Raw genomic sequence first — 21,195 nt, forward strand, 5'->3', positions numbered from 1 at the left:
AAGCATTTATATAACATCAAGCTGAATGATCACTGATTTCCTCAGTCTTTTCTGCCAACTTGCGCTTGCTCTTCTTTACATAACGCTGTGCAGGCCAGCTCATGATAAAGCGCGCACCACCCAAGCTCGGACTTTGATCCACATGAATCTTGCCACCAAACCAGTACGCAATCCGGCTGACAATGGATAAACCCAAACCATAGCCACCCGAAGCACGGGTGCGGCTGTCATCCAGCCGGGCAAAGGCTTCAAAGACCCGGGCACGATCCACTTCCGGAATTCCCGGGCCATCATCTTCAACAGAGACATAAGCCTGACCATCCTGATCCAGACCACCACTGATCAGCACCTTATTGTCGCAATAACGTACCGCATTGCCGACCAGATTCTGAATTACGCGATGCAGATAACGGCGTTCTGCCTCAACCACCACATCAGGCATTGAATGTAGCTCAATGATTTTCTGGGTTTTTAATGCTTCAGTTTCCAGAGCTACCTGATTCAGCACTTCAAACAGATTGACCTTTTCAAACTCGATCGAAGGCATGCCCTGTTCTAGCTTGGCATAGGTCATGATCTCGTCAATCAGGGTATTCAGCGCCTCAATATCTTTATCAATCTGTTCGACCTGTTGCAGACGATAATCGTAATCATCTTCATCTGCCATCATTTCCACACCAAAACGAATCCGCGCCACTGGTGTACGAAGTTCATGCGACACCGCACGCATCAATTCACGTTGGGCTTCAATCAGGCGCTGAATATGATCAGACATATTGTTAAAGCTAGAGGCCAGCGTTGCCATTTCGTCACTTCCTTCTACAGGAAGACGCAATGACATATTACCGGTTTTCATTTTGTTTAAGGCATAGCTGACTTCACGCAACTTGCGCTGCATTGGCACCAGCAAACCATACACCCCCAGACTCAGCACAAACAGGCTCAATAAGGTAATACCAGTCGCTAACTGGAATGGCATCCAGTTAAACAATGGCACCGGTCCCATCACCAAGACTTGTGAGGTCGAACCTGGAATTGGCGAAATAATTGAAATGGTGGTGCCACGGATTGAGGCACTATCCCGATACAGGATAATACTGTGATCAAGACGCAAGCGCCCGATCTGCTCGGAATCTAAAGGTAAGCTCTGTACGTTTTCAATCGATACCGGATAAGAAAAATGATCCTGAATAGCGGACAGATATTCTTTTTCCTGACCCGGATAATAGACCAGATAATCCAGAATAAAGACCGGAAGCGCCTTCATCTGGCGCTCGGTAATACTGTCGGCCTTTATATACAGGTAATGATTCGGGTCATCGCGCAGCCCCACCACAATATAGGCAATGCCGGTTTTGGCATCCCAGCGCACCACGGCTTTACGATCTGCAATACGGCGACCTTCAGCACGGGTGATATCCACCTTGCTGGCTTCTACATAGTGAATTGGCAATTCCAGCAAATCAGAAGCATCGGAAACCCAATCCATCTTTTGCTGAAGATTTGGCTGGCGCGCGACCCCCTCACTGATGATATAGGCCATACCATCAGTCAGAGACTCACGATATTCTTGCGCACGCTGATAGTTGATAATCTGTACCAACAGATAGCCGAACACAGCCACCAACACGACAAGGATGACGAGTCCTGCGTATATACGCAAAAATATACTGTGTTTAAACACCTATAGTTTATCCCGCTCGTTCAAGCAACAACGTACATTTGCTTAAATACCATTAGTTTCTTTAACGAATAGATAACCTTTACTACGCACGGTTTTAATACGCTTCGGATTCTCTGGATCGTCACCAATTTTTGGACGGATACGCGAAATACGCACATCGATTGAACGATCCTGACCATCATATTCGATGCCACGTAAACGCTCGAAAATATCTTCGCGGGAAAGAATACGGCCAGCATTTGATGCAAGCAACCACAACAGGTCATATTCCGCACTGGTAAAATCAACCAGATCACCATTTAAAGTGACTGAACGACCACCATTGTCGATGACCAGATCATCAAATTCGATACGCTGTGCCACTTCATCTTCAGGCACCTTGTCCGTACGACGCAGTAATGCACGAATACGTGCCAGCAATACACGTGGTTGTACCGGTTTAGCGACATAGTCATCGGCACCCATTTCCAGACCCAAGACCTGATCCATGTCCTCAGTACGCGCAGTCAACATCAAGATCGGTTGATGATAATGCGGGCGCACTTCACGACAAATGGTCAAACCATCCGCTCCTGGTAACATCACATCCAGCACCACCATATCTGGCTGCTCAGCGATAATCCGGCGAATGGCACGGTTACCATCCGGCTCCACCCCAACCTCAAGTCCATTACGAATGAGGTATTCTTGCGTTAAACGAGCAAGACGCTCATCATCTTCAACAATTAAAATCTTGGGTAACTTTTCTTCTTGGCTCATGTATTGCCCCTTATTTGGTGGATCTACGCTATAGGCGTATCCTTTTGAAATCCAATAGATACGTTTTTAATATGCTTGCAATATACACACGTTTACATTGTAAACAAGATAGCGTTCACCAAACTGATACATCAAGATAGCATTTTGTAATATTTTATCGTGCATTTTTTGGGCAACTATGCTTGAAACAGTGATTTAGATCTGATTTGTGATTTACACAACTATTACATGAACAAAATATGACTGCTTGATTCAGCACTTTTTAGTTATCCACAATGTTATCTATAAGCACTTTCTCGGGACTTTGTTATGCTATGCCTTGCCTGATAAGGCTTATACAAAAATCAATAAAAATAGCGATATTTTTACAAGGATTAAAGCAAAACTTAAGAAAAATATTTAGCTAAATGTCAATATTGATCTACCCTAAATTTTCCCGTATCTTGTGTTCAATTAATTTTAAAACCACTAGGTCTTGTGTTTATTCCTCAAACACTGTGCATGAAACTTGCCCAGTTCAAACGGTCCATAAACATAAAAATAGATGACAATGGAGCTATGCTAACATGAGCGTAATCACTTCAACTCCTGGTCAACTTCAGGTGATTAAACGCACCGGTGATGTTGCCGCTTTTGATGCAGAAAAAATTTCTGTCGCAATTGGTAAAGCGTTTTTGGCGGTTGAAGGCCAGCAAAGCGCTGACTCGAGCCGGATCCATGATCGTATCGAGCAACTGACGGAAATGGTACTAAATACCTTTAAACGCCGTTTACCTTCTGGCGGAACGATTCATATCGAAGAAATTCAAGACCAAGTTGAACTTGCGCTAATGCGTACGGGCGAACAGAAAGTTGCACGCTCTTATGTCATTTACCGTGAACAACGTTCTGAAGCACGTAAACAGTTAGGTGCACACCATCACCCGACCCTGCAAATTACCGATGCTGAAGGCCAACTTAAGCCACTTGATTTAAGTGCTTTAACTGCGCATGTTACTAAAGCAGCAGAAGGCCTTGAAGGAATTGATGTACAAGCCATTGTCGATGAGACCGTGAAAAACCTGTACAACGGTGTAAAAGAGTCTGACATCTCCACCACCATGATGATGGCGACCCGTACCCGGATCGAGCAAGAGCCGAACTACACCTATGTGACCGCACGTTTGTTGCGTGATGATCTGGTGGCGACTGGTTTGAAATTCCTGGGTCTGCCTACGGATACGCATGAAGGTGAAGCACTTGAAACTTTCCTGAAAAAAGGAATTGAGCTTGAGCTTATTTCACCAGAACTGCTTAACTTTGATCTGGCGAAACTGGCAGCGGCGATTCAACCAGAACGCTCAAACCAGTTTACCTACCTAGGTCTACAGACTTTATTTGACCGCTACTTCATCCATTCCGATGGCGTACGTTTCGAATTGCCGCAATTGTTCTTTATGCGTGTATCTATGGGCTTGTCGCTCAATGAAGAAAACCGTGAAGAACGTGCCATCGAGTTCTATAACTTGTTGTCTAGCTTCGACTATATGGCATCGACGCCTACCCTGTTTAACTCAGGTACGCTTCGTCCACAATTGTCGAGCTGCTACTTAACCACCATTGATGATGACCTGTATGATATTTATGGCGCAATACGTGATAACGCCATGCTGTCTAAATGGGCAGGCGGTTTGGGTAACGACTGGACACCAGTGCGTGCTTTAAACTCTTACATCAAAGGCACCAATGGTAAGTCGCAAGGTGTAGTTCCATTCCTTAAAGTCGCGAACGATACGGCTGTTGCGGTCAACCAAGGTGGCAAGCGTAAAGGTGCAGTTTGTGCATATCTTGAAACCTGGCACCTGGACATTGAAGAATTCCTGGAACTTCGTAAAAACACCGGTGATGACCGTCGTCGTACCCACGACATGAACACAGCGAACTGGGTTCCTGACCTGTTCATGCAACGTGTATTTGAAGATGCGGAATGGACATTGTTCACACCTTCTGAAACCCCAGATCTACATGATTTGACCGGTGCAGAATTCGCTGAGCGTTATGCTTACTACGAAGGTATTGCCAAAGAAACAAACATGCTGCACAAGAAAATCCGTGCAAAAGATTTGTGGCGCAAAATGCTGTCGATGTTGTTTGAAACTGGTCACCCATGGATCACCTTCAAAGACGTATGTAACTTACGTTCACCACAGCAACACGTTGGTGTAGTGCATTCTTCTAACTTGTGTACCGAAATTACGTTGAACACCAGCAAAGAAGAAATCGCGGTATGTAACTTAGGTTCGATCAACCTGGTTCAACACGTGCAAGGCGGTGTACTGGATCGCGAAAAACTGGCACGTACAGTAAAAACGGCTGTGCGTATGCTCGACAACGTGATTGACATCAACTACTACGCTGTTCCACAAGCACGTAATTCAAACCTGAAACATCGTCCAGTCGGTATGGGTATCATGGGCTTCCAGGATGCTTTATACGAAATGAATCTGGCCTATGGTTCTGACGCGGCGGTTGAGTTTGCTGATGAATCAATGGAAGTGATTTCGTACTACGCGATTTCAACGTCAAGTGACCTTGCTGTTGAACGTGGTACCTATGAGACATTTAAAGGTTCATTGTGGGATCAGGGTATTTTACCAATCGACTCACTGGATCTGGTTGCGAAAACACGTCCTGAACGTATGTTCGAAGTAGACCGCACTCAACGTTTGGATTGGGACACTTTACGTGCCAAAGTTCAAAAAGACGGTATGCGTAACTCAAACGTGATGGCAATTGCTCCGACTGCAACGATTTCTAACATTTGTGGCGTGTCTCAATCCATTGAGCCTACTTTCCAGAACTTGTATGTGAAATCGAATCTGTCTGGCGAGTTCACCGTGATTAACCCGTACCTGGTACGTGCGTTGAAAGAACGTGACCTTTGGGATGCAGTAATGGTCAACGACCTGAAACATTTCGAAGGCTCTGTACAGAAGATTTCCCGTATTCCTGAAGAGCTTAAAGCCATCTTCGCGACTGCATTTGAAGTAGATACACGTTGGATCGTAGATGCTGCATCACGCCGTCAAAAATGGATCGATCAGGCTCAATCTCTGAACCTTTACATCGCTGGTGCAAATGGTAAAAAACTGGACATCACTTACAAAATGGCTTGGTTACGTGGTCTTAAGACGACTTATTACCTACGTGCATTGGGTGCAACTTCTGCTGAAAAATCGACTATTAATACTGGCGCCTTGAATGCGGTTAAAGCAACCACCGTTGCTGCTCCTGCTGCGGCAGTTGCTCCGGTGGTTGAAGCGAAAAAATCTGAAGTTCCTGCAGAGGAAGATGGTTTTGCGCAAGCAGCACCAGTGCCAATGGCATGTTCGATTGACAACCCTGATTGTGAGGCTTGTCAGTAATTGGCGAGTTTCTAGAATCCCCCTAAATCCCCCTTTTACAAAGGGGAACTTCCAGAAATCAAAATAGGTGGATGGAAGCCCCCTCCTTTATTAAAGGAGGGGTTTGGGGAGGATTTAGAATTTAATACAAATAAGGAAACCTCAATGCCCCATATGACCCACAACTACATGTTAGGACTTGCGGCATTGCTGATTTCCTTTGGCATTACTTTTTATTTACCAATTGCTTATTTCTGGCTCAAAGTTCGCCAGCAGCGTAAACAAAATAAGTAGTTTTCTTTAGACGAATTACTTCTTTTGATTATGTAGCAATACAAAATCAAATCTAGATTGAAGGTTACGAAAGATAAAAAGTAATTAGAAATTTAGAAAAGATTTGAGAAAAATGTTGGGGATATTGCAGTATCCCCTCCATCAATCTCAGATAACCGAGAACACGGTTGACTGATAACTTTCAGCAAAGAAAGTAACGAAATCTTCGTTCACTTTGAGTTTTGAGTCAACTGTTAATTCTCATTTTTAATCTAAAACATTGTTTTTAGGAGCTTTAAAAATGCAATGCAATTTACAGTCTTACTTATCCAAAGTTAAAGGAGTTTTCAATGCACTACATGTGTTTAAGTTACGATCTACACAATAAACCACGCTCAAACTATTCCAAGATTTATCAAGCTCTTGGAAAATATGAGCATGAAAGATTACAGAAATCGATTTGGTTGCTACATACAACAAAATCGAGTGATGAAATCATGAAAGATTTTAGGCATTGTGTCGATCAGAGAGACAGACTAGCTGTTTTTCCAATTGACCAAAATTTGTTAAACATTTTAAAGGAATAGGAACCCCCGCCCATTTCATTAATATATGAAATGGTTTTGAAACAGAGACAGGTTTATAATCTTGTCTCTATTTCAAATGGGGTTCACCTTTTTATACTTAAGGAGAATCCCATGTCTATCCTAAGTTGGGACGATTTCGAAGATGATTCGCAAAAACCGGCTGCTCCTGAACAGCAGCCTGCGCCCGTCGAGCCGCAAAAAGCGACTAATTCACAGATGGTATCTGATGCAGGCAACGCATCGCCGGATGTGGCAGCTGCACAACCCCTTAGAGCCACTCAAAACCGAGGATCAAATCCAACCGATTCGCTGGCAAGAGCATCTGCTTCCCTAGAACAACTTGATGTTGCTCCAGGTCTGGAAGAGCTTGAAATGGGTGCACAGCGTGTACAGGTTGACGACAAGGCGATGATCAACTGTCGTGCCGACTTGAACCAGCTGGTACCATTCAAATACGAATGGGCTTGGCAGAAGTATCTTGATGGATGTGCAAACCACTGGATGCCGCAAGAAGTCAACATGAACCATGACATCGCACTTTGGAAATCTGAAAACGGCCTGACTGAAGATGAACGTACCATTGTCATGCGTTCACTCGGTTTTTTCTCGACTGCCGATTCACTGGTTGCAAACAACCTGGTATTGGCGATTTACCGTCACATTACCAACCCTGAATGCCGTCAATACATCTTGCGTCAGGCATTTGAAGAAGCGATTCATACACACGCTTACCAGTATTGTATCGAATCGCTCGGTATGGATGAAGGCGAAGTCTTCAACATGTACCGCGAAGTTCCGTCAGTGGCACGTAAAGCAGCGTGGGGTCTGAAATATACCCAGTCTTTAAGTGATCCTACTTTCAAAACCGGTACACCTGAAAATGATCAAATCCTGCTGCGCAACCTGATCGCATTCTACTGTGTACTTGAAGGGATTTTCTTCTACTGCGGTTTCAGCCAGATCCTGTCGATGGGCCGGCGTAACAAGATGAATGGTGTTGCCGAGCAATTCCAGTACATTTTGCGTGATGAATCCATGCACCTGAACTTCGGTATTGATATGATTAACCAGATCAAGATCGAAAACCCAGGTTTATGGACCACTGAATTCCAGGAAGAAATCATCCAGATGATTCTTGAAGGTACGATGCTGGAAATCGAATATGCTCGTGACACCATGCCACGCGGTGTACTTGGCATGAATGCTGGCATGATGGAAGAATACCTGAAGTTCATTGCTAACCGTCGTCTGGCGCAGTTAGGCTTGCCTGAACAGTTCGCTGGTGTGAACAACCCGTTCCAGTGGATGTCAGAAATGATGGACTTGCGTAAAGAGAAGAATTTCTTCGAAACACGTGTTACGGACTATCAGACTGGCGGTGCGTTAAGCTGGTAATTGGAAATATCACATAATATATAAAGTATTATGAATAAAAAAACCGCCATTCGTGGCGGTTTTTTTATCGACTGAATTTAATGATCATTCATCCTCTTCTTTTCATTGTTTGCATTAAAACTCCTTCGTCACACTCAACCCCGCACTCCAATTTCGCCCTTCTGCCGGTTCAAAAAAACGGCCATTGCTTTCATTCACGATTACTGAACCTGAATAATCTGTATCAAACACATTATCGACACGTGCAAAAGTATTCACCGCCCAATCCTGCATTTTCCAGTGATAACCAACATTCGCTGCAGTCACGACATAACTTGGAGCAGCATCAGAATTTAAATCATTCACATACATTTTGTCGCTATAACGAAGGTCGAGTCCTGCCTGTAGCCCCTGATCAGGCTTCCAACCCAGACATAAAAATGCCTGATTTTTAGCAATCCCTGGAATATAGTTCCCTTCTGCAATCGCAGCAATTGCCCCAATCGCAGGAATATCTGCATCAAAAGTCGCATCAATATAGCTATAACTGACTTGTGTGGTTAGGTCACGCCACAGCTGTTTGTTCCAGGAAAGTTCCACCCCTTTTCTGAAGGTTTTATCGGCATTACGGAAGGTTGAACGTCCACCATCACTACCGGCAGAGACAATGTCATTTTCAGTTTGGGTCTGGAAAGCGGCTACAGTAAAGTCACCGAAGCGATTAGCGGACTTTAAGCCAATTTCATAAGTTTCACTTTCTGCTGCCTTTAAACTAAAGCTACGGTTTTCGGCAGTATTTGCAGGATAGGACATTTCGGTAAAGGTTGGCGTTTCAAAACCTTGCGCATAACTGGCATAGGCCATCAATTCGGGTAAGGGCTGCCAGCTTAAAGCTAAAGAGGGCAATAACTTTTGATAATCGGTTTTACCGGAATTATCGCCATTGGACAGGAATTTATCTTTAGATTTAAAATGCACATTGCTATAACGCAAACCAGCATCGAATGTCCCGTTTGGCAAGAATGCATAGGATGCTTGTAAATAAGGATCAAGATTCCACAAGCGATTGTCTTCATCTCGGCGCAGTTCGCCTTTAACCCCCAAGCGATCACCTAAAAAGTTTTGATAGCCTTTGCGTTCTTCACTCATGGCATCCACAGCGAGACCTGCAATCAGTTGAAGATCAGGAACAATCTCCCTACCCGTCCAGCGCAGATCCGCACCATAAAAATTCCGGTCGAAGTCAATTACACCACCTGCATGATTGATTCCAGCTTGTGCTGTACGGGGAATCGACTGATATTGCGTGACTTCACGCTGTCCCCAATAGGCCATCCCATAGAGTTCATGCTGATCATTGATCGGCTTAGTCCAAGTTAAACCCGTTTGCAACTGTTCGATATCTTTACGTGCATGATATAAACGGACATTCGCAGCGACCTGTTTCGGGTTGGCCTGCCACTGTTCGCGAGTTAAACCACCCGGGTCATCGGCAGCAATTTTCACATAGTTATTGATCCAGTTGATTTTAGAACCATCATCCAGCTCCCAGGTCAGCTTGGCATTGCTTAGAACTTTATGCGCGCCGCTATGCTCCCGGAAACCTCCAGTATCAAAATAGGATGAGCTGATGATATAACCCGGCTCATTGGCATGTTCTGAACCCCCTTGCACAACCAGCTTGGTCTGGCCTTTATGTTGACTGCCGGCAGAATACCCCAGCTCAATCGAGTCAGCACCTTGCCCCTCTCGCGTGGTGGTTAAAATCGTTCCGCCTGAAGAGTTACCATACAGTGAGGAAAAGGCACCACTCAATACTTCGATATGATCCAGACTATTTAAATCAATATTCGAGCTTTGCCCCTGTCCATCCGGCATGCTGGCTGGAATTCCATCCACATATAAACGCACCCCACGCACGCCAAAACTGGAACGCGCACCAAAGCCACGTATCGAAATTTGTAGGTCTTGTGCATAGTTTTCCCGATTATTGAGTTGTAAACCGGGAATGCCTTTTAAAGTTTCCGACAGGTTCACATTCATGCCCTGATTTTGTTCTTGATTGAGATAATACACTGATGCAGGCGTGGTCAACTGCTCCCGGTCGGTACGGGTCGCCTGCACAATAATGGGCGCAAGTTTTTGTACTTCTGTCACCGCATTCTGTGCGTATAGCGTCTGGCTGATACAGGCGATTAAAGCGGATAAGGTGGTTTTTATCGGCAGATGTTGAAGTCGATGCTGCATCATATTCGCTTCCTGATCACAGGATGACTCAGAAAAATAGGTCTGGCTGGAACATATCTATTTATTCTATTCAGTCAGCTGGATCGTCTATGTTCAGTGGATTCGAGTTATCTTTATAAAATCAATACAGAAATTTTAATTTTAAAATGCTGAATAATGTGGTTTAAATATTGAAGTCATGGATCAAAATGCTCTTTGAATTTATGCAATATTGTCCAACATAAATGGTTTCTTTGACATTCTATTGCTTTATAAAGCTAATGATGACTTTATGAAACAAATCAACAGCATTTCTAGCAGACTTTGCCAGAATCTGTTATCTGAATAAAAATGAATCATCAAAAACCGATGCTTCGGGCTTTATGTTGGCGACTGCATCAATCTAAAATGGTTCGGCGAATAAATTGCATCACTTTAAAACAATAATCCAGCTTAATAGACGAGAACAAGCATGAAAGGTTCAATCCTTGATTTTTCTATTCAACACAATACCGGTTTTATCTCGGGGGATGATAATCAGCGCTATAGCTTTAATGGCGCGGACTGGCGTAGTGAGCGTCCACCTTCGCGTGGCGATCGGGTCGATTTTATTGGCAACAGCACAGGTGAAGCCTCTGAGGTGTATCTGGCCTCAGGCAATTCTATTTATATGGGAGAAAAGATTTCCAGTCAGCTGGGTAAATACTCCAATCTGGATCAGGCCGAGGAAAATTACAGCAGCATTGACTGGTTTGTAAAATGTCTGACCAACTATGCAAACTTTTCTGGCCGCGCACGCCGTAAAGAATTTTGGTTCTTTATGCTGTTTTGTGTAATTTTAGGCATTATTGCGGAGGTCATTGATCAAGTCTTAGGCACTCAACCACTGCTCAATGGCCTGCTTAATCTGGCACTTCTTGTCCCAAGCCTGGCCGTTGGCGCTCGTCGTTTGCATGATGTAGGACGCTCTGGCTGGTGGCAATTACTGATGCTGACCGTGATTGGTATTCTGGTGCTGATCTGGTGGTGGGCAACTGAAACCAAGCAACAAAATAATGAATATGGTGCTCCAGCAAAATAACTGAATCTTACAAATCCCGTCTTGATGCGGGATTTGTTTATCGCTTATTTAATGAGTAAATATCAACAAAATCAGACCTTCTCAATGCTGCAAGATCAATTAGTGAAATTTCCAGATGCTGTATGGGTGCAAATCTACAAAGATAAAATGCAGCTGATGAATATGGATGGCACGATTATACATACCCTGCTACCCGATGTGCCTTATGCCCATCCTCGGAGCATTATTGCGGACTTTGATGCCGCCTCAGGAACACTGAAGCAACTTTTACCCTCATCGGCCATGAAGATGCTATTTGGTTCTATTGCGCTGCTGCAAATTATGGATGTTCCTGAAGATGGTTTAACCGAACTTGAAAAGCGGGCATTACTGGAACTGGGTTATGAAAGTAAGGCACAAAATGTCATCCTGTTTGACCATGCCGGAAATGCCTTGACCAAAGACCGAGCCCCCCCCAACATCAGATGACGATCATCAAAATTTTGCTGGTGATCATTATTATGGTGGTGTTGGCATCAACCTGGTTTTTGACGCTTTAATTCTTTTAGCCCAAATTAAAAAATCCCGCACTGTGCGGGATTTTTTAATCTCAGCAGCTCAGTATGACCTAGCTGCTTTCTGCCTCAGAACCATCACGACCGTTCATAAGACTGTTTCATCTTCACTTAAAATAATTGAGCAACTGGTCAAAGTGGTCTATTTGATATTTGGGTTGTGCCAGCGCTAACTCTTGCTGACTGCCATAGCCATAGCTCACTGCAATCGAGTCAATGCCATTATGACGTGCGCCAAAAATATCGTATTCACGGTCACCGACCATGATGCAGCCTTCGGCCTTTAAATGTTGCTGTTCTAAAATATACTGAATCAGCTCACCTTTATTGGTTCTGTCACCATTGAGTTCGCTGCCATAAATTTCAGTAAAATACTGAGCCAGATCAAAATGCTCTAAAATCTGTTTGGCATAAACCGTCGGTTTTGCCGTAGCGACAAACAAACGATAACCACGGCGTTTCAGTTCTGCCAACGTTTCTGCCACACCCTCGAAAACGTGATTTTCATATAGGCCTTTCACTGCAAAACGTTCGCGATAAGCCATCAACGCCTGCTCAGCCAGAATATGATCGGTCTCGATATTTAAAAGTTTGGCCAGCGAGGCTTTTAAGGGAGGACCGATAATCCAGTCGATATTGATCTCATCGCTAATCGGATGACCCACCTTTTCCAGACCGTAACGCGCAGACGTGGTGATCCCCACTTTAGGATCAGTTAATGTCCCATCCAGATCAATTAAAATATTCTTAATCACAGCCCATCCCCTCTCATCAGCACCGATATAAATTAATATCGAGAGTTCATTCAAATTTGCCTATACTAATGTAATTTTAGTGAATGAAGGACATCATTTTGCGCCCTACCGTACTTTGCTTTTCCGGTTTAGACCCTTCAGGTGGAGCCGGTCTTCAGGCAGATATTGAAGCCATTGGTCAAAGTGGTGCACATGCAGCAATTGCCTGCACAGCCCTCACCATTCAAAATTCACAGCAGGTTTTTGGTTTTGAAGCGACATCTAAAGAGCTGCTGCTGGCTCAGGCCAATGCCGTGGTGAATGACCTGCCAATTCGCTGTATTAAATCTGGCATGTTAGGCACCACAGAGAATATCGCAGCACTGGCGGAGTTTTTGACTGCACATCCGGACTATCTATATGTGCTCGATCCGGTTCTGGTGGCAAATAGTGGCGGTTCATTGGGCAATCAGGCGACACTGGTCAAAGCATTTACCCAACTGATTCCATTGGCTACCCTTCTAACTCCGAATACGGTTGAACTGCGTGCTTTAACAGGTGAAGAAGACCTGCAGCTGGCCACTCAAAAACTATTTGATATGGGTGCACAAGCAGTTCTGGTTAAAGGCGGTCATGAAGATACGCCGGATTATATTCAGAACAGTCTGTATATCGCGGGCGAGTTGATTAATGAGACCCGCTGTCCACGTCTGGAGGGTGAATATCATGGTTCGGGTTGTTCACTGGCCAGCTTCATCGCCGGGCGTCTGGCCATGGGTGATCAACTCAAAACGGCGGTACAGCATGCAGAGACCTGGTTGTTTGGGGTATTAAAAATTGCCGACATCCCTGTTCCGAATGGTCAGAGAATTCCAAAACGCTTTTAAGATGATATTTTTTTAAATTCAAAAGCCTGAATGATTCAGGCTTTTTTATAGCGTTTATTTTTATGCAGGATATGACTATTTAAGGGGAATGACTGTGCTTACATAGGTCGGCAAATCCCAGGCACCGCCAGCAAAGCCCTTGCATTGTACGGTCAGGCTACTGAAACTTTTGACAAATGTTTTACCATCCCATGCCCATTCGTCCTGACTCAGACAATCACCCAAACCACGTACTTTATGCCCGGAAAATATCTGGCCTTGGCTAAAGGTTTCTCCGGAGGTGGTCACCAGTTGTCTCGGTTGCTTGTTTTGATCTATCAGCCAAAAACCGCTGCCCATATTATAGGCTCCACGCCAGCAAGGGATCTGAATCAGCTGATTTTGAGCATTGATGGGATAAATCGTCATGACATCATCCGGCATAAAATGTTGGCTAAACAGCAAATCGCATTGATCTTCGTTAGTGCTCGCTTGCAGTTTCCGAATCATCTGCTGACCCGCCGCCGTATTCAGTTTCGCGTGAGTGATCTTGCCTGACTGATATTTGGGTATCATAATTTGCGGGATCGCTGCGGCTTTAAGCACCGCTTGACTGGATTTTTTTCCAGGCTTGATCAAGGCTGAGGGCGTAGAGAGGCGGCGCTGAAATTCATCCATCTTCAGCAAAACGGCACTGGCTCCGGCTGTCGACAAAGTCCAGCGTGATTGTGCATTCTTAAATATCACTGGATCCGTGCCTTGAACTGCTTTTAATAAGGCTTGTGTTTGTGCACGACTCAGTTGACCTATCCCTTGCTGATCTAAACGAATAACACCATAGGGCTTGCCCGCGATTTGTAACTGAAGCTGAGCTGTCGATGTTGCAGCTTGCAGGGGTAAAATTTGGACTTTTGCTTGTACCGCACTGGTCGTTTCTGCTGCGCGCATCAATAAAACTGAAACTGGTCGATTAATCTCCTGATCCGACTGATAACCAGAAGCGCGGCAGGTACCGGTATTGTCGCAGGCCATTTCCCAATCTTTATGTGAAAAATGCAGCCCCTGAATAGCAGCAAGACTTAATGAGCTGATACTGGCCAGACCAAATGCGACACTCATTATTTTGATGCTGTATCTCCATTGTTGTTTCATCATTTAGTCCTTATTTAAAATGCTTGCCGAGGTGGCTGACTGCATCTCTTTACCATTCAGCAAAATCAGCACCATGAACAAAAACACAATCCCGATCATGGCCAGTGGATTCAGAATTGTATTCAGCTAATCCAGTGCGGCTTCTTCACTCGAAGGTTCCAGCCGACCACTTTGACATTCTGCACATTTGGATTCCTCGCTTCCTGCTTCGGGGTATCGATCGAATTTTCTAGCCTGTCAAAGGTCTGAATTGCACCGTCCCACATCCCGGCTCCCTGACGATAGTCTTTGAGTATATTCAGTTTTTGCTGAATGGTGTCCTGATAAAGCATGCCTGTAATCATTTACCAAGATATTGCACTTAATTTTTTGAGCTTATGACTTAACTGACGCTTTTGATCCTGCGCATCTTACGGGTTTCGAGTTGTACCGGTACTGAGGTATGTTGATGCAACAATTGCCATCGTCCCTGCTGCTTGCTGAGACACATACTGACCCGGCACCAGCCCAACTGGAAAATCGGCTCAATTACCGCATAATTCACCCGAACATAGCCATCGACCAAGGCTAAATCAGTGCTCACATGAATATTGATATCTTGACGCTCTATCCGGATTCCTTCAGGTATAAAAGGCCGATATTGCAGCCAGAGCGCCTGATAGGCATCTATGCCTTTTATTTCAGTACTGACATCGACCAGACGAATCTCCGGTCGGCATAACTGAACAATATCCTGAATTTCAAGTCTGGCTACGGCATTATCCCATTCCTGAAGAAATGCCATGACTTCCTGAGCCAATTGTTTATCCCCAAAAACCTGCATCAAATTTTCCTCAACCGGACAAGTCAGACCTGAAATCGGGATTCAATCAACTCACCGGATTTCTGATCTTTTGTTCTTATTATTTTGCCTATGCTAAAGCGTTATTCTCGCTTTGCTCTCCCCACTGCCTGATTCGGTTCAGCTCACCTGAAGATTATTTTTTTAAATTATTTTTATTTCAATCAGGATGAATATGCCGTTTCTAGATTGGATGATTCAAAAATCAGCAGCGATTAAAAGTTACTTTAGAACTTTTATTGCATGCCTGTAAATGACATAAAGCGTCATTTAAAAATAGAAATAATTTTAGATCTGAATAAGATAGCTGACCATTACAAACCAAGTCGATCTGTTTATAAATTTCGTATGGCATTGATAAAGTTTTAAGGCATTTGATCCATGTCATATCAACAGATAAAAACCATCATTCAGATAATGGCTTTACGATAGGTCTGCTTTGGCATTTCAATAATTTCGACACAGAGCTGAATTTTTAATTCGGGCTGTGGAGCAATAGATTGCTGCATCACCTCAAGCACCAATGCAGAAATCGCCTGACGCACTTCGACACTACGTCCACTCAATAGTGAGACTTTGGCATGTGCATAGGCCTGATCTGTCCGTGGACTCAGTCCAATGACATAATCCTGCTGCATAATCGCACGACTTTTTAAATCATCGGGATCGCTGACATAGCCTGCATTGAACAATGCCTGATGCATGGCCAGCAAGAGCGGCTGAGTCTGGAGCAGATGTTGAAGATTGTCAGAATATTCCAGATGCAGATGTGGCATACGAGTGATCTCGGATCAAAAACGTGAGGATTGGGACTACATAAAAAATAAACGCTGAATTTTAGCAATGAGACGATTTATCCACCGTCTCATGTCCAGTTAAAATTCTAGTCTGATGCCAGATTTAAGCTTTCTTTACATATTCAGATTTTAGCTTCATCGGGCCCATTCCCTCGATTTTACAATCGATATCATGACCATCGGCAGCATCCGGCAATAGGCGGATACTTTTGACTTTGGCACCCACTTTCACCACTGAAGATGAACCTTTGATTTTCAGGTCTTTAATCACCGTCACGCTATCGCCGTCCGCCAGCACATTGCCATGAGCATCCTTAATGATCACTTGTTCTTCAGTAATTTCGCCTTCTTTCCACTCATGTGCACATTCAGGGCAGATCAGTAGATCGCCATCTGCATAGGTATATTCAGATTGGCATTTTGGACAGTTTGGCAGACCCATAAGAACCTCGAAAAAGAGAAAAATTAAATAAATGAAACAAATAAGATCACAGTATAGCATCTTTGCAGAGATGCGCTTTTGAACAGGAGTTTCGTTGAAGGCCAGCTCATAATCATCAAGCATTAATTATCCGGGATATGCGGATTCACCAGCAAGGAAAGTAGCTGGAATGATTCCTGCCAACTTAAGTGACATACCGCAGGCGGCACTAAATCGGGATAGCCGACCTGAATAATATGCAGGCCTGTACCGACTGAAACCTTTTCAAAGATCACAGTGACTTCTATTTCACCTTGCAGATCTGGTGTCGAAAACTGATCGGTATAACGCAGTAACTGATTGGGAATCACCTCATGATAAATCCCATGAAAATGGTGCTGGGTACCAGTGGAAAAATTGGTAAAGGTGGTTTTATAGCTGCCGCCGGGTTTGACTTCCGCATGTTCTACCTTGGCAATAAAACCATGTGGTGCCAACCATTTTGCCAGGGCATCCGGGTGAACAAAAGCACGATACACCCGCTCCGGAGGTGCACTAAACACTCGATGCATTTTTAGGGTGTAACTCATTTTGCCTAGTCCCTTATTGTTATTATGTATTTTTATTGAGGGATATTGCCCTTCTCTTGTATAGACTGACCAGACCAAGCTGAGCATCCATAGAACTGATTTTACGCAATCCTCAATCTGGTATATATAATGACTATGTATCTGTATTAAAGTCCTGACATTCCGATATAACTAAATATAAAGGATAAAAAAACCCGGCAGCACCGGGGTTTTTTTTATTTAAATACAGGCACAATCAGCTATTACGTAGACTGCTTTCTTCTTCATCCAGCTCATCATCATAGACATAGGCCATGCAGCCCCAACCATCATATTCACCCTGAAATTCTGCAGCGATTTTGCTGAACCACTGTTCCAGATCCACAATATCCTCGTAGGTTGGTTCCATATAGACATAAATCGTGATAATCCATTCCAGGGTCGCGCTTTCTTCATCCTGAAACAGGCTGATTTTTTGTTCTTCCTTTAAGAGATACAAGGCACAACGATCTGCCTGCTCTTCATCACTAAACACCAGCGAAAATTCGATTTCATGTGCTTCTTGCAGGTCGTCGCCATCCTGATGCATTTGCCACAGTACATTGCCATTTTCATCGTCAGGGAATTGATTGTAATCACGTGACATAGAAGTATCCTTATTATGATGCTGTTTTATTCTGCATCTAAGATTAGCTGATTTTTAGACAATTATCGAGATCCGGACAAAAAATATTATCTTTTAACCATAAATAAACATATGATTTTTATAAATATAAAAATTATCTGTCAAATGGGTATTTCTTAAATATTTACAGCCTATCACGTCCGGGAATATCGATCTTTCGCTAAAACCCTATTCGTTATCAGCTACCATCAAGACTTAGTGCGCTTGATGCCTATCAAAACTATACGGTCTCTGGATGCCGGCCTTCTTGCTTCATGTGCACAACCAGCGCAGCAAACTTTAATTCCTCTAAACGTAAATCCAGATAGGATGACTGAATCGTGGCCTGACTCAGTTGCTGTCCGGTATAATTCAGCAGGACATAATCATCCCTTAAGGCTTGCAACATCTGTCCCAAATTTTCTCTGTTTAATTGAGCAAGATATAAATCTGCCTTGCTATTAAAGGCCAAACTAAAGATTTCAATGATACTTCTACGGCGGCTGTCATCGATATAATTACAACTGGCGATCTGCTGTGTTGCTATGGCCTGCTGAATTTTTTCACGTACATCGAGCAGATGCCGAGCCGCATCCGTTTCACTATATCCTGCGATCAGCTGTTGTAAAAGTTGCGGTACTGGCAGACATAAACCGTAATGCTTGGCCTGGATTTTATGTTCCAGGGCATTCACTACGTCCTCTAAGTGCTGCTGTTGCTTGGCCTGTTGATAATAACCCGCTAAACTTTTTCTGGCCTGCTGTTCAACTTCGACTAAGGCTTTCGCTTGAAACTGGGCGAGATAGTCTTTCACGCTTTCAATATAAGCCTTGAGATCATCAATCATGATCGAAGCATCCAGTTTGGTCACTTCAACAAAATTTTCGGCCTGCAAAGTCCGGTTGATAATATATTGTTCGATATCACAGATATCCTGATATTTTTTATATTTATTCAGCTCAGTCGTTAAACTGCCATGCTGTACCCGCAGTTGGGTCACGTCATAATTCAGTTCATCGACTTGAGCGTCATAATCTGCCAGTCTGCTGCGTGAATGATCCAGATTTTCCTGTAAAAACTGGATATTGCTGCGTAATGAAGTCTGGATCTTCAAGCTCCAGAGCAAGGCACATAATAAAATACTCGCGAGAACGAAAAAAGCCATACTGAGCATTGTTCTGTCCTTTAACCCCGGGCATTGCCCTAAAACATCAAATTAAAAATTTATTATAAAGTACTGGTTAATTTTGCATCACTTTGACCAGATAATCAAAGCCATTAATCGCCACTAAGTCGTTCATTCATTTTATTTTTCTATAATTTTTTATGTGCAAGTCATACATCATGAATTGATTTGCAGCTTAAATCAAAACGATCCTGAAACAGCTAACGGTATTTTTTATATCAAAGGATATAATTTAAAAGTTTAAAATTAATGACAGTAAAATTAAAAAAACCAATAGAAATAAAGATATCAAACTTATAAAAGCAGATAAAGACAATAAAAATTCCTAAACTCATCATCAAGATATGCAGCCAGCATTCACCGGTATGTTCTACATCGACAGAAGATTGGGCAATGCATAAGTATTAGATTTCAAATAAAAAACATGAAAAACCATTAATTTTCAGAGCATTGACTGAAATAAATTCTCACAATTTTTAATTCAGGTAGCCGATTTTAAATGGCAAATACCATTTTGAATGACTGTAAAAATAGAACTAATTTGACCGGATACCATCGTTTTTATAATCCACATCAAAACGGAACTACGACTTCAATCTCAACCGGAACACCACTCAGCGGCTGGCTAAAAGCCAGATAATTGGCATGCAAAGCCATACGATTTAAAGGACTGCGCTGTGGTTCTGGATGATAGATTTTATCGCCAGTAATGGGATGACCCAGATACAGCATATGTACTCGCAACTGATGAGAACGGCCTGTGATGGGCGTGAGTAAAACCCGACTAATGTCTTGCTGGGGCAAATATTCTATTGCCTGATATAAGGTTTTGGCAGTTTTGCCCAGTTCATAATGCACCATCTGACGCGGACGGTTTTCCCAGTCGGTCATCAAAGGCACTTCGACGCTGCCCTGACCTTCAAGTTTGCCTTGTACCAGTGCGACATAATTTTTATGCACGGTACGTGCCTGAAACATTTTACTCACCGCCACTTCTGCATCACGGTGTTTGGCAAACATCAAAATACCTGAAGTGGCCATATCCAGACGATGGGTGATTTTAGCCTGCGGATACTGGTCCAGAACCCGCAAATAAGCACTGTCATGATGTTCAGCTAAACGCCCGGGAACCGACAATAATCCGGCCGGCTTTTCAATCACCACCAGATCATCATCTTCATAAACAATATGCAACGGTTCTTGCGGTGGGCAATAGACAAAGTCGGGGTTGATGGGCATTTTAGGAATACAGCATCTGGAACAATGCGCGCAAAATAACAAGCTGTATTTAACCTGTCAATCACCGCGCATAGCCAGATAAATTAATCTGCCAGATAATAATCCACCGTCGAAACTACACGGACTTTCTTCAAATAGGGGGTATTGCTGTCGCGATCTTCAATACTAAACATACCCTGATTGGCGGACTTGATTTTTCCCAGACTGCTTTTTGAATCTGCGGCAAATTTTTCTGCCACACTGCGGGCATTTTCAGTAGCTTGTTCAATCATCGCCGGCTTAATGTCATTCAGCTTGGTAAATAAATATTCGGTTCTTTGTCCGGAATCATCTCCAGCAAAGGCAATGCCTTTTCTACCCAAAGCCACCAGACGGCTTTGTGCCTTGCGTACTGCATCGATGTTGTGGGTATAGACGGTAATGGTCTGACTGGCAGTATAGCGCAGTGCGACATTGGCATCACCGCCGTATTGCTGGGCGTATTTATCGGTAATACTCGGTGAAGCACTGGTGATCTCTTCGGCACTAAAACCTTCATTTTTTAGAAAGGTCTGAATTTCCTGGGTATTGTTTTGCATGGTATCGTACAACTGGGCCAGATCCTGACTGCCTGCGTTAAAACGGATCGGCCAGACTGCTACATCAGCTTTGACTTCGCGTTCCGACAAACCTTTGACCGACACAATACGTTCATACTGTTTGATTTTTAAGGCGCTATTGCCCAGAATCCATCCTGAAATTATCATCCCCAAAGCAATCAGGACACCCAAGATCAGTGCCGGTTTAAATTGATTCATCTGTTTCA

General features: G+C 43.6%; 20 protein-coding genes. 6 read left to right on the plus strand and 14 right to left on the minus strand.

Annotation, left to right across the window (positions count from 1 at the left end):
• Positions 1–16 precede the first annotated feature (16 nt).
• Positions 17–1,684, minus strand: a complete 1,668-nt coding sequence (gene bfmS, locus FTU42_RS11020; RefSeq protein WP_005097929.1) for a sensor histidine kinase BfmS — start codon at positions 1,682–1,684, stop codon at positions 17–19.
• 42 nt (positions 1,685–1,726) lie between these two features.
• Complete coding sequence (gene bfmR, locus FTU42_RS11025) at positions 1,727–2,443, minus strand: response regulator transcription factor BfmR (protein ID WP_005097931.1); 717 nt, start codon at positions 2,441–2,443, stop codon at positions 1,727–1,729.
• Between the two features lie 566 nt (positions 2,444–3,009).
• Between bfmR and FTU42_RS11030 the strand changes: the two genes are divergently transcribed.
• The 3 genes from FTU42_RS11030 (at position 3,010) to FTU42_RS11040 (ending at position 8,081) form a co-directional block, all read left to right on the plus strand.
• The gene (locus FTU42_RS11030; RefSeq protein WP_180083395.1) at positions 3,010–5,847 is read left to right on the plus strand and encodes a ribonucleoside-diphosphate reductase subunit alpha; all 2,838 of its coding nucleotides are present in this window, start codon (positions 3,010–3,012) and stop codon (positions 5,845–5,847) included.
• 144 nt (positions 5,848–5,991) lie between these two features.
• Entirely contained in the window at positions 5,992–6,120 is a 129-nt protein-coding gene (locus FTU42_RS14920) for a hypothetical protein (protein ID WP_257225578.1), read from the plus strand.
• A 677-nt stretch (positions 6,121–6,797) separates the two neighbouring features.
• Positions 6,798–8,081, plus strand: coding sequence for a ribonucleotide-diphosphate reductase subunit beta (locus tag FTU42_RS11040; protein WP_004645882.1), 1,284 nt, complete (start codon positions 6,798–6,800; stop codon positions 8,079–8,081).
• Between the two features lie 114 nt (positions 8,082–8,195).
• On the opposite strand, the gene FTU42_RS11045 is transcribed toward FTU42_RS11040, so the two are convergent.
• Positions 8,196–10,307: a TonB-dependent receptor gene (locus FTU42_RS11045; RefSeq protein WP_180083397.1), complete on the minus strand. Its 2,112-nt coding sequence runs from the start codon at positions 10,305–10,307 to the stop codon at positions 8,196–8,198.
• Between the two features lie 451 nt (positions 10,308–10,758).
• Here FTU42_RS11045 and FTU42_RS11050 point away from each other — a divergent pair, with 451 nt between their 5' ends.
• Entirely contained in the window at positions 10,759–11,367 is a 609-nt protein-coding gene (locus FTU42_RS11050; RefSeq protein ID WP_074383468.1) for a DUF805 domain-containing protein, read from the plus strand.
• 51 nt (positions 11,368–11,418) lie between these two features.
• Positions 11,419–11,835 carry a hypothetical protein gene (locus FTU42_RS11055; RefSeq protein ID WP_257225579.1) on the plus strand — a complete coding sequence of 139 codons (417 nt, stop codon included), beginning with the start codon at positions 11,419–11,421 and terminating at the stop codon, positions 11,833–11,835.
• Positions 11,836–12,028: 193 nt separating this feature from the next.
• Here the strand turns inward: FTU42_RS11055 and FTU42_RS11060 are convergent, their stop codons facing one another.
• On the minus strand, positions 12,029–12,676 hold the full coding sequence (locus FTU42_RS11060; protein WP_100329157.1) for an HAD-IA family hydrolase: 648 nt from the start codon (positions 12,674–12,676) through the stop codon (positions 12,029–12,031).
• A 98-nt stretch (positions 12,677–12,774) separates the two neighbouring features.
• Here FTU42_RS11060 and FTU42_RS11065 point away from each other — a divergent pair, with 98 nt between their 5' ends.
• The gene (locus FTU42_RS11065) at positions 12,775–13,542 is read left to right on the plus strand and encodes a hydroxymethylpyrimidine/phosphomethylpyrimidine kinase (RefSeq protein WP_074383471.1); all 768 of its coding nucleotides are present in this window, start codon (positions 12,775–12,777) and stop codon (positions 13,540–13,542) included.
• Between the two features lie 75 nt (positions 13,543–13,617).
• On the opposite strand, the gene FTU42_RS11070 is transcribed toward FTU42_RS11065, so the two are convergent.
• The 10 genes from FTU42_RS11070 to FTU42_RS11115 all read right to left on the minus strand — a co-directional run bounded on the left by FTU42_RS11070 (position 13,618) and on the right by FTU42_RS11115 (position 21,187).
• A complete protein-coding gene (locus FTU42_RS11070; protein ID WP_180083398.1) occupies positions 13,618–14,673 on the minus strand; it encodes a DUF1176 domain-containing protein in 1,056 nt (351 codons plus the stop codon).
• Positions 14,674–14,795: 122 nt separating this feature from the next.
• Positions 14,796–15,005, minus strand: a complete 210-nt coding sequence (locus FTU42_RS11075) for a hypothetical protein (protein WP_227523645.1) — start codon at positions 15,003–15,005, stop codon at positions 14,796–14,798.
• Positions 15,006–15,055: 50 nt separating this feature from the next.
• Positions 15,056–15,496, minus strand: coding sequence for a nuclear transport factor 2 family protein (locus tag FTU42_RS11080; protein ID WP_180083399.1), 441 nt, complete (start codon positions 15,494–15,496; stop codon positions 15,056–15,058).
• A 428-nt stretch (positions 15,497–15,924) separates the two neighbouring features.
• Positions 15,925–16,290 carry a 5-carboxymethyl-2-hydroxymuconate Delta-isomerase gene (locus FTU42_RS11085; protein ID WP_159516157.1) on the minus strand — a complete coding sequence of 122 codons (366 nt, stop codon included), beginning with the start codon at positions 16,288–16,290 and terminating at the stop codon, positions 15,925–15,927.
• Between the two features lie 124 nt (positions 16,291–16,414).
• On the minus strand, positions 16,415–16,753 hold the full coding sequence (locus FTU42_RS11090) for a zinc ribbon domain-containing protein YjdM (protein WP_180083400.1): 339 nt from the start codon (positions 16,751–16,753) through the stop codon (positions 16,415–16,417).
• 122 nt (positions 16,754–16,875) lie between these two features.
• On the minus strand, positions 16,876–17,322 hold the full coding sequence (locus FTU42_RS11095) for an SRPBCC domain-containing protein (protein WP_005169565.1): 447 nt from the start codon (positions 17,320–17,322) through the stop codon (positions 16,876–16,878).
• A gap of 235 nt (positions 17,323–17,557) precedes the next feature.
• On the minus strand, positions 17,558–17,947 hold the full coding sequence (locus FTU42_RS11100) for a ribonuclease E inhibitor RraB (RefSeq protein ID WP_005097967.1): 390 nt from the start codon (positions 17,945–17,947) through the stop codon (positions 17,558–17,560).
• 259 nt (positions 17,948–18,206) lie between these two features.
• Positions 18,207–19,139, minus strand: a complete 933-nt coding sequence (locus FTU42_RS11105) for a DUF4041 domain-containing protein (RefSeq protein ID WP_180083401.1) — start codon at positions 19,137–19,139, stop codon at positions 18,207–18,209.
• 585 nt (positions 19,140–19,724) lie between these two features.
• Positions 19,725–20,390 (minus strand): pseudouridine synthase, encoded by a 666-nt coding sequence (locus tag FTU42_RS11110; protein WP_005169561.1) that lies wholly within the window; start codon positions 20,388–20,390, stop codon positions 19,725–19,727.
• Positions 20,391–20,473: 83 nt separating this feature from the next.
• Entirely contained in the window at positions 20,474–21,187 is a 714-nt protein-coding gene (locus FTU42_RS11115; protein ID WP_005169559.1) for an SIMPL domain-containing protein, read from the minus strand.
• Positions 21,188–21,195: the final 8 nt, after the last annotated feature.

The sequence above is a fragment of the Acinetobacter sp. YH12102 genome (genome assembly GCF_013419125.1).
Taxonomy (GTDB): Bacteria; Pseudomonadota; Gammaproteobacteria; order Pseudomonadales; family Moraxellaceae; genus Acinetobacter; species Acinetobacter pseudolwoffii.